At 31.9% G+C, this 13,004-nt stretch carries 16 protein-coding genes; 11 read left to right on the top strand and 5 right to left on the bottom strand.

Annotated features, from left to right (window positions below; genetic code table 11):
• Positions 1 to 21 precede the first annotated feature (21 nt).
• From bsdtb5_RS21040 to bsdtb5_RS21015, 6 genes are all read left to right on the top strand, one after another.
• Positions 22 to 378 (top strand): YbaB/EbfC family nucleoid-associated protein, encoded by a 357-nt coding sequence (locus bsdtb5_RS21040; RefSeq protein WP_271713908.1) that lies wholly within the window; start codon positions 22 to 24, stop codon positions 376 to 378.
• Entirely contained in the window at positions 378 to 974 is a 597-nt protein-coding gene (gene recR / locus bsdtb5_RS21035) for a recombination mediator RecR (RefSeq protein ID WP_271713907.1), read from the top strand. The genes bsdtb5_RS21040 and recR overlap by 1 nt, the downstream gene beginning before the upstream one ends.
• Before the next feature lie 417 nt (positions 975 to 1,391).
• Positions 1,392 to 1,925 (top strand): GrpB family protein, encoded by a 534-nt coding sequence (locus bsdtb5_RS21030; protein ID WP_271713906.1) that lies wholly within the window; start codon positions 1,392 to 1,394, stop codon positions 1,923 to 1,925.
• Positions 1,925 to 2,458 (top strand): GNAT family N-acetyltransferase, encoded by a 534-nt coding sequence (locus tag bsdtb5_RS21025; RefSeq protein WP_271713905.1) that lies wholly within the window; start codon positions 1,925 to 1,927, stop codon positions 2,456 to 2,458. Before bsdtb5_RS21030 ends, bsdtb5_RS21025 begins: the two co-directional genes overlap by 1 nt.
• 17 nt (positions 2,459 to 2,475) lie before the next feature.
• Positions 2,476 to 3,153: an HD domain-containing protein gene (locus tag bsdtb5_RS21020; protein WP_271713904.1), complete on the top strand. Its 678-nt coding sequence runs from the start codon at positions 2,476 to 2,478 to the stop codon at positions 3,151 to 3,153.
• Between the two features lie 215 nt (positions 3,154 to 3,368).
• Complete coding sequence (locus bsdtb5_RS21015; RefSeq protein ID WP_271713903.1) at positions 3,369 to 3,551, top strand: DUF6472 family protein; 183 nt, start codon at positions 3,369 to 3,371, stop codon at positions 3,549 to 3,551.
• 212 nt (positions 3,552 to 3,763) lie between these two features.
• Here bsdtb5_RS21015 and bsdtb5_RS21010 read toward each other — a convergent pair whose 3' ends face one another.
• From bsdtb5_RS21010 to bsdtb5_RS21000, 3 genes are all read right to left on the bottom strand, one after another.
• Positions 3,764 to 5,221 carry a transglutaminase domain-containing protein gene (locus bsdtb5_RS21010; protein ID WP_271713902.1) on the bottom strand — a complete coding sequence of 486 codons (1,458 nt, stop codon included), beginning with the start codon at positions 5,219 to 5,221 and terminating at the stop codon, positions 3,764 to 3,766.
• 140 nt (positions 5,222 to 5,361) lie between these two features.
• On the bottom strand, positions 5,362 to 5,571 hold the full coding sequence (locus bsdtb5_RS21005) for a helix-turn-helix domain-containing protein (RefSeq protein WP_271713901.1): 210 nt from the start codon (positions 5,569 to 5,571) through the stop codon (positions 5,362 to 5,364).
• 11 nt (positions 5,572 to 5,582) lie between these two features.
• Positions 5,583 to 6,095, bottom strand: a complete 513-nt coding sequence (locus tag bsdtb5_RS21000) for a hypothetical protein (RefSeq protein ID WP_271713900.1) — start codon at positions 6,093 to 6,095, stop codon at positions 5,583 to 5,585.
• Between the two features lie 258 nt (positions 6,096 to 6,353).
• Between bsdtb5_RS21000 and bsdtb5_RS20995 the strand changes: the two genes are divergently transcribed.
• From bsdtb5_RS20995 to bsdtb5_RS20985, 3 genes are all read left to right on the top strand, one after another.
• Entirely contained in the window at positions 6,354 to 7,172 is an 819-nt protein-coding gene (locus bsdtb5_RS20995; protein WP_271713899.1) for a CPBP family intramembrane glutamic endopeptidase, read from the top strand.
• Positions 7,173 to 7,241: 69 nt separating this feature from the next.
• Positions 7,242 to 7,886: a response regulator transcription factor gene (locus tag bsdtb5_RS20990; protein ID WP_334297400.1), complete on the top strand. Its 645-nt coding sequence runs from the start codon at positions 7,242 to 7,244 to the stop codon at positions 7,884 to 7,886.
• Positions 7,870 to 9,231 carry a HAMP domain-containing sensor histidine kinase gene (locus bsdtb5_RS20985; RefSeq protein ID WP_271713898.1) on the top strand — a complete coding sequence of 454 codons (1,362 nt, stop codon included), beginning with the start codon at positions 7,870 to 7,872 and terminating at the stop codon, positions 9,229 to 9,231. The genes bsdtb5_RS20990 and bsdtb5_RS20985 overlap by 17 nt, the downstream gene beginning before the upstream one ends.
• A 20-nt stretch (positions 9,232 to 9,251) precedes the next feature.
• On the opposite strand, the gene bsdtb5_RS20980 is transcribed toward bsdtb5_RS20985, so the two are convergent.
• Positions 9,252 to 9,440 carry a hypothetical protein gene (locus tag bsdtb5_RS20980; RefSeq protein ID WP_271713897.1) on the bottom strand — a complete coding sequence of 63 codons (189 nt, stop codon included), beginning with the start codon at positions 9,438 to 9,440 and terminating at the stop codon, positions 9,252 to 9,254.
• A gap of 244 nt (positions 9,441 to 9,684) precedes the next feature.
• Here bsdtb5_RS20980 and bsdtb5_RS20975 point away from each other — a divergent pair, with 244 nt between their 5' ends.
• Together bsdtb5_RS20975 and bsdtb5_RS20970 are read left to right on the top strand one after the other, a co-directional pair.
• Positions 9,685 to 10,512, top strand: coding sequence for a zinc metalloprotease (locus bsdtb5_RS20975; protein ID WP_271713896.1), 828 nt, complete (start codon positions 9,685 to 9,687; stop codon positions 10,510 to 10,512).
• Between the two features lie 327 nt (positions 10,513 to 10,839).
• Positions 10,840 to 12,555: a bifunctional metallophosphatase/5'-nucleotidase gene (locus bsdtb5_RS20970; protein WP_271713895.1), complete on the top strand. Its 1,716-nt coding sequence runs from the start codon at positions 10,840 to 10,842 to the stop codon at positions 12,553 to 12,555.
• A gap of 117 nt (positions 12,556 to 12,672) precedes the next feature.
• Here the strand turns inward: bsdtb5_RS20970 and bsdtb5_RS20965 are convergent, their stop codons facing one another.
• On the bottom strand, positions 12,673 to 12,858 hold the full coding sequence (locus bsdtb5_RS20965) for a hypothetical protein (protein WP_271713894.1): 186 nt from the start codon (positions 12,856 to 12,858) through the stop codon (positions 12,673 to 12,675).
• Positions 12,859 to 13,004: the final 146 nt, after the last annotated feature.

Genomic DNA, 13,004 nt, shown 5'->3' with positions numbered 1-13,004 from the left:
TCGCAAGGAGGATATTTAAATATGGCAAAACGTGGAGGATTTCCAGGCGGAGGAATGCCTGGTAATATGCAAAATCTGATGAAGCAAGCGCAAAAGATGCAAAAGCAGATGGAAGAAAAGACAAAAGAGATCGAAGATAAAGAATGGGAAGCAACTGCAGGTGGCGGTGCTGTTACCGTTAAAGTATCTGGTAAAAAAGAAGTAGTATCCGTTAAATTATCTCAAGAAGTAGTAGACCCAGATGATATCGAGATGTTAGAAGACTTAATCGTAGCTGCTACGAATGAAGCTTTAAGAAAGATGGAAGAAGAATCTTCACAAGTTATGAATTCAATCACTGGAGGCCTTGGTGGCATGGGCGGAGGATTTCCTTTCTAATGGATTACTATAGCAGTCAGATTAGTAAGTTGATTGAAGAACTACAACGTCTTCCAGGAATAGGAACCAAATCAGCACAACGTCTTGCTTTTCATATTATTAACATGCCAGAGGATCAAGTAAATAATCTATCTAGATCTATTGTTGATGCAAAGCATAATGTTCGTTACTGTAAGATGTGTTATACACTTACAGATAAAGAGTATTGCCCAATCTGTAGTAGTGAAAAGAGAGATAAGAAGATCATCATGGTAGTAGAGAATCCAAGAGATCTCGCTGCTTATGAAAAGACAGGCAAATTCGAAGGAGTCTACCATGTGCTTCATGGTGCAATCTCACCAATGCTAGGAATTGGCCCAGGCGAGATTAAGTTAAAGGAACTGATGCTACGTCTTCAAGGTGATGTAGAGGAAGTTATCATTGCAACGAATTCTAGCCTAGAAGGTGAGACTACAGCGATGTATATTAGTAAGCTGATTAAGCCAACTGGTATCAAGGTAAGCCGAATCGCAAGTGGTGTTCCTGTCGGTGGTGATTTGGAATATATTGATGAAGTTACGTTACTTCGCGCACTTGAGGGTAGAGTGGAGTTGTAGGGTGTAGGGGCAGAAGATGATTTGTCTCGAGGAACCCCGTTTTATCCAAAAGGCAACCTCGTTTACCCTCGTTGACAAGTTAAGAGATGAATGTGAAACATTGCAAAATAATAAAAATTCAGACCTAGATAGGGCATTAAGTTGCCCCGTCTCAGGTCTATTTTTTTATCAAGGCAGTGTATTTCTTTCTATTTTCAGACCTGAACACGTATGAGTTTCTACAAACAAACAATAAAAATCCAAGAAATAATCCTACATTTATGACAGGTTTTTTATATATGATGTGTAATTAATAGTAGAAAATTATTAAGGATATGGTGTAAAATGGAAATAATATGAAGGCTAATAGTATTTAACCTTTAACAGCACTATAAGGAAGTTTTAGTTAATTAGAATATTGAAAAATTGGAGGTAGGTATGCCTAGAAAAATGTTAGTAGTACCTTATGATAATTCATGGGATGAAATGTATGAAAAAGAAAAAGTTCTATTATCAAGCATATTAGGTAATTTAATAATTGATATTCAACACTTTGGCTCAACTGCCGTCAAAGGCTTGAGTGCCAAGCCCATTATCGACATAATGATTGTTGTTAATGATATTATGCAGATTGATGTATTCAACAGTATATTAAAACAATACGGATATAATGCTAGAGGAGAAAATGGAATTGTTGGTAGAAGGTACTTTGTAAAATTAAATCAAGATAATATAGATGTTCACACTCATCATTTACATATTTATCAAAAGGGAAACTCGCATATATCCGATGAATTAATGTTCCGAGATTATTTAAGAATTAACAACGAAGCATTAAAGGAATATGAAAGAATAAAGAAAGACGCTTCTGTGAAATTCCGTTACAGTCCAAGTGAATATGTAGAGGCAAAAACCGATTGCGTGACTCATATTATGGTCAAGGCAAAAGATTACTTTGGGAGGATTAGTTAATGTATAAAGAACAACTAGAAACAAAAGATTTAGTCTTAAAAAAAGCATCAATAAACAATGTGAATGATATGTATATCAATATATGGTCACAGGAAGAGTCAGCAAAACATATGCTTTGGACACCTATAAAAAATATAGAAGAGGCCAAAGATAGGATGAAAAAAACAATTGAGTTTCAAAAGGATAAGATTGCATATTTGGTATATGAGAAGAATAGTGGACAAGCAATTGGATTTGCTGGAATGATGGAAATCGAAGATAAGGTTTATGAGGATAGTGGAATTGCTATAGGGACTCAGTTTGTTGGACGTGGCTATGGAAAACAGATTTTGATAGCGTTGATTGATTACTGTTTTGAAGATTTGGGAGCTGTGAAAATAGTATATTCATGCAGGTCAGAAAATATAGCGTCAATGAGATTACAGCAATCCTGCGGTTTTCATTATACACATTCTAAGCCAATGGTTGACAAAAGAAATGGGTTAAATTATGTGCTTAATTTTTATGAATTATATAGGAACAATAATTATTGAATTGATAGGAGAAACCAATGAAAACTGAATTGTATCAGAAAGTTGAAAACTACATGTTATCATGCATGACAGATAGTGCACATGATAAAGAACATATTTATCGAGTATTATATATGGCTTTGGATATTGCAAAGTATGAGAATGAAGTAGATATGGATATCTTGATTATATCTTGTTTACTTCATGATATTGGGAGACAAGAACAATTTAAAGATCCTAAGCTATGTCATGCTAAAATAGGCAGTGAAAAGGCATATCAATATTTAATAGATATCAGTTTTAGTGAAGAAAAGGCAAATCTCGTAAAATCATGTATTTTAACACACAGATTTCGAAGTGATAATCCACCTAATAGCATTGAGGCCAAGATATTATTTGATGCGGATAAATTAGATGTTACTGGAACACTAGGTATAGCCAGAACACTTTTATATAATGCTCTAGTTTCAGAACCTTTATATTCTGTAGATGAAAATAGATGTGTTCTTAATGGTGAAAATGATAAACTTCCTTCCTTCTTTCGGGAGTATAAATATAAATTAGAAAAATTATACGATAAATTCTATACAAACAGGGGAATGCAAATAGCAAAAGAAAGACAATCATCGGCCATAGCATTCTATACAAGTATGCTAAATGAAGTTCAAGATTGCTATAAGAAAGGTGTTACGGAATTAGGGGATATATTAAGCTAAAATCAATCACACGAACCATGACTAAGACTTTGAAGTTATCATGTATTCAATTAGCTAGATAACTTCGAAGTTTTTTTAGTAATAGATAACGAAGCAAGTAAGATATTGTGTTTATTCGAAGCTTTATTTATAATAGGTATATTAAAATAAAAACCAATACAAAGGTATATTCCAGATAATATACCAAATACTCAGGAAAGTTAAGGAAGATGATAATGGGCGGTAAAACTAATTGCGATTATTGTATAAACTATGTATATGATGAGGAATATGAATGTTATCAATGTTTAGCTAATTTGGATGAAGATGAATTGGGTAGATTCTTAAGTGATACTCATCATAATTGTGCTTATTTTCAGATTAATGATGAATATAAGATTGTAAGAAAGCAGATGTAGTGTGAAATAAAAAACGGAACTAATATGAGGATATTAAAATTTAGATTCTTATCTGATATTATTAGAAAATAAACCTAGGTAGAGTTAAATAGAACCCTAGTCAGCAACATTTTATAAAAGCTAGGCAGATAGGAAGCTGATTTCTGTATTATACAGGATTCAGCTTTTTTATCCTCTGCTCATATATCTAAAATTATTATATTTTAATTTAACTATTTACCTCCAAAGCCATGTGCTTCATCAAAATAATTTACTTCTGTATACTCCATATGATCTGTCCAGAGTGTTTCTGAAAAATATTTTTTTGAAGCAGAAGACCAAGTGGCATCTACATAATAATATTTATTATTAACATATACACAGTTCCAAGCATGTCCCACATCCGGTTTATCCTTTGAATAACCTTCTACATAGTAGCAAGGAATATCTAGCATATTCATAAATAATCGAAATGCTAATGCATAATCAGCACATACTGCTTCTTTGCCTACGATAGCCTCTAAAGGACTATATTTTTGAAGTGTATCGTCATACTGTTTATTATTTATAAACCAGTCTAATACTATATTTACTTTATCCGTATCCGACATAGAACTAGTAATATTGTTATTTACAAATTCTTGTATAATATTATATGTCTCAAGTGATTCATCTGTTAAACCAAAAGTTTTTTTAGCTAATGTAGCACTATTAAGACCATCAGGACATACATTAACCGTACAAGATACGGAACGATTGCTAATAGTTGCTGTTACAACAGCACTTCCAAAATTTATTGGAATAATCTCTCCATTATTTGAGATTTGAAGAATGGAGGAATCGCTAGAAGTCCATGTTGGTTTTTGCGATGTACCAACTAAATCTAGCTGTTCTTGTTGACTCATAATTTTTTCTGTTTTATGATCACGAGTATAACTACGAGTGATATCTATGGACTTAATATTATTATATTCAACATATCCATATCGGTAAGAATCACCGTCTTCTTTATCGTCTGAATGTTCCCAAAGATTAATACTTAACTTGGTTGCATTCACTATGTTCTTATTTCGTTCAGAATATGTACTTCCGCATTTGACTGCTTTACTAATACTATTTATCTTCATTTGATCAGAAAAAGCAATAATATTTCCTTCTACTCCTAGATATTTCTTTGTTTCTTCTTTACTAAAGCTTTTATAATAGAGTAGTTTATCTAACGATTTAGCTGGCACATAAAAGATTGCATCCTCACCTTCTCCAATTACAACAGGTGGTCTGTCTGCTTTATATTTTCTAGTAGGAATTGTTGAATCATCACATTTTATAGTATACTCTTTCTTGCCCTCTGTAAAATCTATAAGTGAGAAAGCATCAGAAATTTTATTAGGTGATATAGCAAGTTCTGCTTTGTATGGTTTGGTTTTAATAATAGAATAATCACAACCTATATCTTTTTTATCAATCCATTTTTCGTTTTCACTATAATATAAGAATTTATATATAGACGCTAAGTCAATGTATACCGTATTATTGTATTTTATAGCACGAATATTATTACAATAATGGCCATCTAGGAATATATAATATTCATTATTTGTCTCAGCATGTGCCTTCCTAGCGTTAAATCCAGGAAGAATTATTGTAATTATCAATAATATAATTATTGCTTTTTCTAAATGCTTTTTCATAATTTTCTCCTGTTACTTTTTTTATGAGTATTGTTATTTATTTATCTCTATACTACAAAATACTAATATTTAGTTATTTACTTTTCTCAAGTCTCTTTTCTTAAGTATTATATATTATAACAACAGTTATTTCTTAACCTTTACATCTCATCATCAACATATTCCAAGATATCCCCTGGCTGGCATTCTAACTCTTTACATATGGAAGCTAAGGTATTAAATCGAATTCCTTTTGCTTTCCCTGTTTTTAACAAGGACAGATTAACAGTAGTTAACCCGACTCTTTGTGAAAGTTCATTTAGGGACATCTTTCTGTCCGCCATTACTCTATCTAATCTTACTATAATCATCCTGCATCACCTTATATAAACATATCATTTTCTGATTGTAACTTTATCCCTGAATCTATAATGTAAGCAACTCCATACATCATCAACGAAGCAACAACATATTCAAGTGGGAAGATCACAACTACCACGTCAAAGTTAAATTCATTTGCTGGAATTAAGCCCATAGCGTTACCACAGATGCCAATCATTACTTTTACAACTCCAAAGATTAAGATTGTCTTAGCATAATTTCTAAAAGTAGTAACACACTCCTTGAAAAATGGTGTCTCTTTCTTTTCTACAGATTTTAGAATTGTAATAAACCTTTTTAACCCTATTAATATTAATATAAATAATGGAATTGTGCTAATTACTTCAAACTGGTACGTTGTAAGTGTAGGCACATAAATCTTAGTATTATTAAATTTAGCTAAAGTATGCAAATGACTATTTGTAAGTAGGTTACTTAGATAAAATAATATTCCTCCAACTTTTAATAGAATTCCTGTAACATTCAACCATGATATCAATTTATTTATTTTCATAGGAATCACCTCCGAACATAGTATAGAATAAAAATTTAAATAAATCAATATAAATTTAAAATAAAACGATAAATAAATTATGATATATTTAAATAGAATCCTAAAGTATAATGTAAAACTGTATAGAGTTGATGATGATTTTAAGTGTATGCAACTTTATTTTTTCTTTATTTTTACTAAATAAAAAATAAAGTTTAGTGATTTAGAATGAGAGATGTTAGATAACAACAATTAATTAAAGAAGGGAAGTTATTTTTTATGAACCAAACAAGAAAATTTATATTAAAGAGGCCAGTAATATTTTCACTAGCTATTATCATCATATCTGTTGCTCTTACATCGATACCCTTATCATTTCTTTTTGACTCGATATGTGGGCAGCAAGAAGCTGAATATATAGTAGGAATTCTCGAACAAACCGTCGTGAGCGTGATTCTGATCTTGTTTTTAAAGAAGATTGATTACTTAAAGAAAGCGGGATTCCAAAGAAAATGTAATGAATTATGGATACTTTGGCCAATGATATGCTTTATTCTATTAAATGCCTCCGATTATTTAGGTAGCGTTGCTATTGATAAGTCAAAACCATTGCTGATTCTTTTATTTGTATTAGTTTATCTCTCAACAGGATTATTTGAGGAAACGCTATGCCGTGGTGTTGTATTTACTGTGATGTTAGAAAAATGGGGAGGGTCAAAACGAGGATACTACAGTGCTATTTTGCTTTCGAGCTTAATATTTGGATTGACTCATTTTATTCATTATATATTAGGTGATTCATCATTCCTTTACACAGTAACACAGGTAATATATGCAAGTTTTGTTGGAGTGTTTTTCTGTGCGAGTATGATTCGAAATCGCAGTATCTATCCTGCCATGTTACTTCATGGATTATTTGACATAGCAGGAAGTCTAAAAGAAATAGCAGTCAATGGTGGAATTGATAAATCATATAAAACAACGACACTAGATGAGACGGTAGTTTGTGTTATAATATTATTACCACTTTTTGTATATGGACTTTTTATTATTAGAAAAGAATATGAAAAGCACGTAATTAGTCAAAAAGAAGAATGATGGATATAGGGGGAAATTATTATTAAGAATCAAATATTAATTGTAGATGATGATAGCGACATAAGAGATATGATTGGAACGTATTTTACAAGAGAGGGTTATGAAGTATTATGTGCGTGTAATGGAGAGGAAGGATTAGATTTCGCAAGAAGAAATCAGTTTTCTATCATTCTTCTTGATATCATGATGCCACATATGGATGGTTACACCATGCTTACGAAACTTAGGACATTTTGTGATACGCCAGTCATATTGTTAACAGCCAAAGGAGAGCAATTATCTAAGATCAAAGGTTTTACAAAAGGATGCGATGATTATGTAGTGAAACCTTTTGACTTTGCGGAACTATCCTTACGGGTTCAAGCAATATTAAAGAGAACAACTAACGTATTCACAGATAGCGAAGATTCAATCTTAAGGGTAAAAGATCTGGAAATTAATAAGCTGGAACATACAGTATATAAGGGCGAAGAGGAAGTGATTCTAACGCCAAAGGAGTACGAGATATTATGTACGCTTGCTTCGAATAAAGGCAGAGTATACTCTACAAAGATGCTCTACGAATTAATTTGGAAAGAGTCCTTTTTAGAGAATGATAATAGTGTAATTACACACATGCGTAATCTTAGAGAAAAGATAGGGGATAAGGTAAAAGAAGGACAGTACATAAAGACCATCTGGGGAACGGGGTATAAGATTGAAAAGGAAAATTAAGCTTCGAGGAGAGTTAGTTATCATTATGTTGATATCCTTGGCAATATCTCTTAGTGTGGCTATTGTCATACGAAATAAGGGGATTGGATTTGAACGGAATAATGAAACTACTCGAATAGATAAGGTATATTCTGAGGGTATAACAGAATTAAAAAAAGACCTAATGAACTGTGATTTGAAGAACAACGTACATAAGGTACAAAAGATAATACACAAAAAGTATAGTTTTCAAGTTGGCTATGAATTCTATATAGTAGATGCAACAGGAGAAGTACTTACGGGAAGTAATCATGGCATTCTAAAAATTGATTCGGCAGAAATTGTAGATGGAAGATATGAATATACAATTTCTAAGAAAGATAAGAATGTATTTAAAGTAACGGGTTGTGATTACTTAAAAGATAATCAGTATCTGTATTATACCTATCTGAAATATGATGAAGATGATACTGGTATGCTTACAGTTGCATTAATTGGAGCGCTGGTGTGCTTTTTATATCTTATATGGGGAAGGGTATCCTATATCTCCGATATACGAAAAGCAGTAGATAAGATTGCCAAAGGGGATCTAGCTCATAGGGTTCCTTGTAAATATCATAATGAACTACGAGAGTTAGCAGAAAATATTAATTATATGGCGGATTCATTAGACAGTGAAGAACAGAAAAAGAATGAGTTTCTTACAAATATATCTCATGATATAAGGACGCCACTCACTACGATATTAGGATATCTGGATATGATAAAAGATGGTAAGTATGATTCTAGGGAGGAACTAGATACCTATATGAATATTATGAAAGGAAAAGGTACGTTCTTAGCATCGATGTTAGAGGATTTCTTTCAGTATTCAAAACTTAACTCAAGTGATATAAAGATGAACTATGAAAAGTTCGAATTAAATGAGTTATTAAGACAATTCTATGAAGAGGAAGAAGACCAATTCAAGGAAAATACATTAACTCTTAGATCAGAGTTATATGAGAAGCCAATCTACTGCAATGGAGATACTGAGCTATTGGCTAGGGTATTAAATAATCTTCTTGCTAATGCTTTGAAATATTCAAAAAGGGATTCGACGGTTTTCATGAAGAGTGCTACTGAAAAGGTTGATCATGTAAGTTATGGTGTGTTTACAATAAGTAATGTTCCAAAAGAGGAAATAACAGAACAAGAAATAGAACTCCTTTTTCATAGGTTATATAAACGAGATAACTCGAGAAGCGAAGAGGGAAGTGGGTTAGGATTGTCAATTGTTAATAGTATTGTAAGATTGCATGGAGGAATGGTTAAGGGGTATAAGGAAGGTGAGAAGCTGATATTTAAGGTATTGTTGAGGCTATAGTTACTAATACTGCCTAATAGTTATTCTTCATCGTCTTTTATCCCAAATCTAAAAAATAAAGATATTATAATGAATGTTACTAAAAATACTATAAATGATTTTGAAAACATTGCAGCATGGTCTAAATAACTAAGAATAAATTGAATAAAACACATAATTGCTAATGAAGTAACTAACTCTTTCAAGTATTTAGCTGTTTTTTTCTTCATCAGAAGCCTCCTTAAAATTATTATAATAACTAGTATTTCATCTGTCATGGACACTATAAGGTTCGTGGCATTAGATCATTCACTTCTCATTATAAATGTGATATAGTATATCATAACAAACATCACCAAAAAATGGAAGCACAAAAAGGTCTATTTGTACCCTATTTGATGCTATTATGTTGGGAAATAGGTGAAGTAAATGGGTAAACGTAAGTAAAAATATTCTACTAAGGAGCTGGATAAAATGAATCTGATTGATACATATAGTGAAGTAGAGAGACTATTTATAGGTAAGACATTTAGTAAAGATACTTGGAGAAACTATGCGAATTCGATTGAGTCTAATTTAGCAAAGAGGATAGAAGCGGATTCTAATGAATATGATTATGAAAGAAAAATATTACCGGTATTAAATCTATCTATAAGTAGTAATAAAGAGTTAGAGCAGTTACATCAATCATTTCTGAAAGTTACAGAAAAGTTACAAGAAAGAGTTATGAATATATTTGGTAAGGATTTGGACGTAGATATTATTCTATATTTGGGGTTATGCAATGGTGCTGGATGGGCAACACAAATCAATGGAAGAAAAAAAGTCTTACTTGGTATAGAAAAGATTATTGAGCTTCATTGGTATGATGAAAATAATCTAGCTGCATTAATCTATCATGAATTAGGTCATATATGGCATGATACAACAAGGAATGTGGTTACCGAAATTGTTACACAAAGTCAGCATGCTATATGGAGATTATATAGAGAAGGTGTAGCCATGTATTGTGAGCAGTTATTATATAATAAAGGGCGCTTTTATCATCAGAATATCAATGGTTGGTTGGAATGGTGTGACAGAAATAGAAGTATACTGATTGCAGAGTACAAGCAGAGAGTTACTAGAAATGAAAATGTCCAAGAATTCTTTGGAGATTGGTGCAAATTCATGGAGCATTCAGACGTCGGATACTATTTGGGAGCAGAATTTGTTGGGTACCTAGCAAAGGAATATACATTGAATGATATTGCTAATATGGATCTGGAAGTGTTAATAAATAAATTTCTATTGGAAGTTTAAAATTACAATATTAGAGATATAGCTAATGTAATAGTATAGACAGGTTTAGCAGAAGAAAGTTAGTAATAAATTATATCTTTCTTCTGTTTTTTTGTGGACGGAATACCTATATAAAATAGGCTTCATTCGTGAAGGTACTAGAACAGGAAATGTAATATATGGTCCAATAGATTAATTTACTAAATAATCATTTCCTTGTCGAATATAGAGTTTTATTAGCAAAACCAATAGAAAACTTAACAAAGTTTAATATATACTTTACTTTAAAAAGCTTCCAATATATGCTACCATAAAGCTAGATTAATAATTGGAAAGAGAGGAAATACAATGAAGATTAAAAGTAGATTACAAAAAGTAGTAGTAACAGTACTTGCAGTTGCTTTAATGTTTGGTATGTCAGGACTTCCAGTTCAGACATTACAAGCAGCAGATACAACTACAACAACACAGACAACAACTCCAGTATCAACAGAGCCAGCAAACGGGGTATCAAAAGGTGATATCGTTATTCTTTACGATAACGATGTACATTGTGCCGTTGACGGATATGCCTCCATTTCATCACTTAAGAAGGATATGAAGGGCAAGACAAAATATGTATCCGTAGTTTCAAATGGAGATTTTGTACAAGGTGCAACCATTGGTGCGTTATCTAAAGGTGAGAACATTGTTAAGATTATGAATAAAGTTGGATATGATGTAGTTACTCTTGGTAACCATGAATTTGATTATCAAATCAAACAATTAACTGCATTAACAAAAGAGTTAAAAAGTAAAGTAGTAAGCTGTAATTTTATGAACTTAAAGACGAACAAGCCAGTTTACAAAGGTTATACTATGAAGACTTACGGTGATAAAAAAGTAGCTTATGTTGGAATTACAACTCCAGAATCAATTACAAAATCTACACCAACTTATTTCCAAGATAAGAACGGTAAATACATCTATGGTTTCTGCAGTGACACAACAGGAAAAGCTTTATATCAAAGAGTTCAAAAGACAGTAAATGAAGCAAGAAAAGCTGGAGCGGACTATGTTGTAGCACTTGCACATTTAGGAACAGAAGGCGTTGAGAGCCGTTGGTCATCAACTAGCGTAATTAAGAATACAACTGGTATTGATGTTGTATTAGATGGTCATTCTCACAGTACTATTCCAGAAGACTTCGTTGATAACAAAGATGGATATCAAGTAGTATTGTCTTCAACTGGAACTAAATTTGCTAACATTGGTGAATTAGTAATTGAAAATGATGGAGATATCACAACTGATTTAGTTCCTGTAAAACAATATACTAAGACAGATGATACTGTAAAAGCATACATAGATTCTATTAAGGAAGAATATCAAGCACAAATATCAAAAGTAATTGGTAAAACAACAGTTGATTTAACAACTTTAGATGTTACAACTAATAAACGTGCAGTTCGTAGTTCTGAAACTAATCTTGGTGATTTCTGTGCAGATGCACTTCGTAATGTTCTTGATGCAGATGTAGCTATCATGAACGGTGGTGGTATCCGTGCAAATATTGCAAAGGGTGATGTTACATATAATGATTTATTATCCGTATTCCCATGGAGTAATATGGGTTGTGTAGTAGAAGCAACAGGTCAACAGATTAAAGACGCTCTAGAAATGGGTGCTAGAAATTACCCAGAAGAAAACGGCGGATTCTTACAAGTATCTGGTATGACTTATGAGATCAATAAGTCAGTTCCTACTAGTGTAAAATTAGATGCATCAGGAATGTTTGTAAGTGTAGGCGGACAATACCGTGTACAAAATGTAAAAGTATTAAACAGCAAAACTGGAAAATATGAAGATCTAGATCTTGCAAAAACATATAAATTAGCTGGTATTAATTATACATTAAAGAGCTGTGGTGATGGATATACCATGTTCAAGAGCAACAAGATTCTAAAAGATGAAGTTGCTGTAGATAATGAAATCTTAATCACATATCTTACAAATAACCTTAAAGGTGTAGTTGGAAATGAATACGCTAATCCAGCTGGACAAGGAAGAATTGTAATTAAATAAGCTGAGTAATAATTAGGCTAGATTCCTAAAATAAGTATAGTAGAATATACGAATATAGAAGAGGTTATCCCTGAGCATATTAAGTGCCTAGGATAACCTCTTTTTATATGAATATTATCAGTATTTTTCATTTCTCTTAATCTTTTCAATTTTTTCTTTTTTCATATTTTTATGTTTAACTTTTGCTCTGGGAAAATATTTATCACAATGTTGACAATAGCCATAATGGTCAGCTTCCCGTCCTTTTTTACATTCGCCTCTTGCAAGATAGTACATGCAAGGAGTTAATCGATCTTTTGCCATGTTCTTCGCCTCCAATACGTTTCAGAAGTAATAATAGATATAGTTTGGCCATATATAACTTAAGTATTAACGAATTTATTATTTTATTATTAATACTTTTTAATTATAGGCTAAATTTACATATAATGGTACTAAACTTTTGGTTT

The sequence above is a fragment of the Anaeromicropila herbilytica genome, from assembly GCF_016591975.1.
GTDB classification, from domain to species: Bacteria; Bacillota; Clostridia; order Lachnospirales; family Lachnospiraceae; genus Anaeromicropila; species Anaeromicropila herbilytica.
Note: the sequence above shows the minus strand (reverse complement) of the source record. Positions and strands in the feature narration are given on the sequence as shown.

Bases quoted from the DNA above. Each gene is read 5' to 3' on its own strand.
- bsdtb5_RS21020 (WP_271713904.1), top strand. From the start codon at position 2,476: ATGAAAACTGAATTGTATCAGAAAGTTGAAAACTACATGTTATCATGC.
- bsdtb5_RS20990 (WP_334297400.1), top strand. From the start codon at position 7,242: ATGATTGGAACGTATTTTACAAGAGAGGGTTATGAAGTATTATGTGCG.
- bsdtb5_RS21000 (WP_271713900.1), bottom strand. From the start codon at position 6,095: ATGAAAATAAATAAATTGATATCATGGTTGAATGTTACAGGAATTCTA.
- bsdtb5_RS21030 (WP_271713906.1), top strand. From the start codon at position 1,392: ATGCCTAGAAAAATGTTAGTAGTACCTTATGATAATTCATGGGATGAA.
- bsdtb5_RS21005 (WP_271713901.1), bottom strand. From the start codon at position 5,571: ATGATTATAGTAAGATTAGATAGAGTAATGGCGGACAGAAAGATGTCC.
- bsdtb5_RS21010 (WP_271713902.1), bottom strand. From the start codon at position 5,221: ATGAAAAAGCATTTAGAAAAAGCAATAATTATATTATTGATAATTACA.
- bsdtb5_RS20975 (WP_271713896.1), top strand. From the start codon at position 9,685: ATGAATCTGATTGATACATATAGTGAAGTAGAGAGACTATTTATAGGT.
- bsdtb5_RS20965 (WP_271713894.1), bottom strand. From the start codon at position 12,858: ATGGCAAAAGATCGATTAACTCCTTGCATGTACTATCTTGCAAGAGGC.
- bsdtb5_RS21040 (WP_271713908.1), top strand. From the start codon at position 22: ATGGCAAAACGTGGAGGATTTCCAGGCGGAGGAATGCCTGGTAATATG.
- bsdtb5_RS21025 (WP_271713905.1), top strand. From the start codon at position 1,925: ATGTATAAAGAACAACTAGAAACAAAAGATTTAGTCTTAAAAAAAGCA.
- bsdtb5_RS21015 (WP_271713903.1), top strand. From the start codon at position 3,369: ATGGGCGGTAAAACTAATTGCGATTATTGTATAAACTATGTATATGAT.
- bsdtb5_RS20970 (WP_271713895.1), top strand. From the start codon at position 10,840: ATGAAGATTAAAAGTAGATTACAAAAAGTAGTAGTAACAGTACTTGCA.
- bsdtb5_RS20995 (WP_271713899.1), top strand. From the start codon at position 6,354: ATGAACCAAACAAGAAAATTTATATTAAAGAGGCCAGTAATATTTTCA.
- recR (WP_271713907.1), top strand. From the start codon at position 378: ATGGATTACTATAGCAGTCAGATTAGTAAGTTGATTGAAGAACTACAA.
- bsdtb5_RS20980 (WP_271713897.1), bottom strand. From the start codon at position 9,440: ATGAAGAAAAAAACAGCTAAATACTTGAAAGAGTTAGTTACTTCATTA.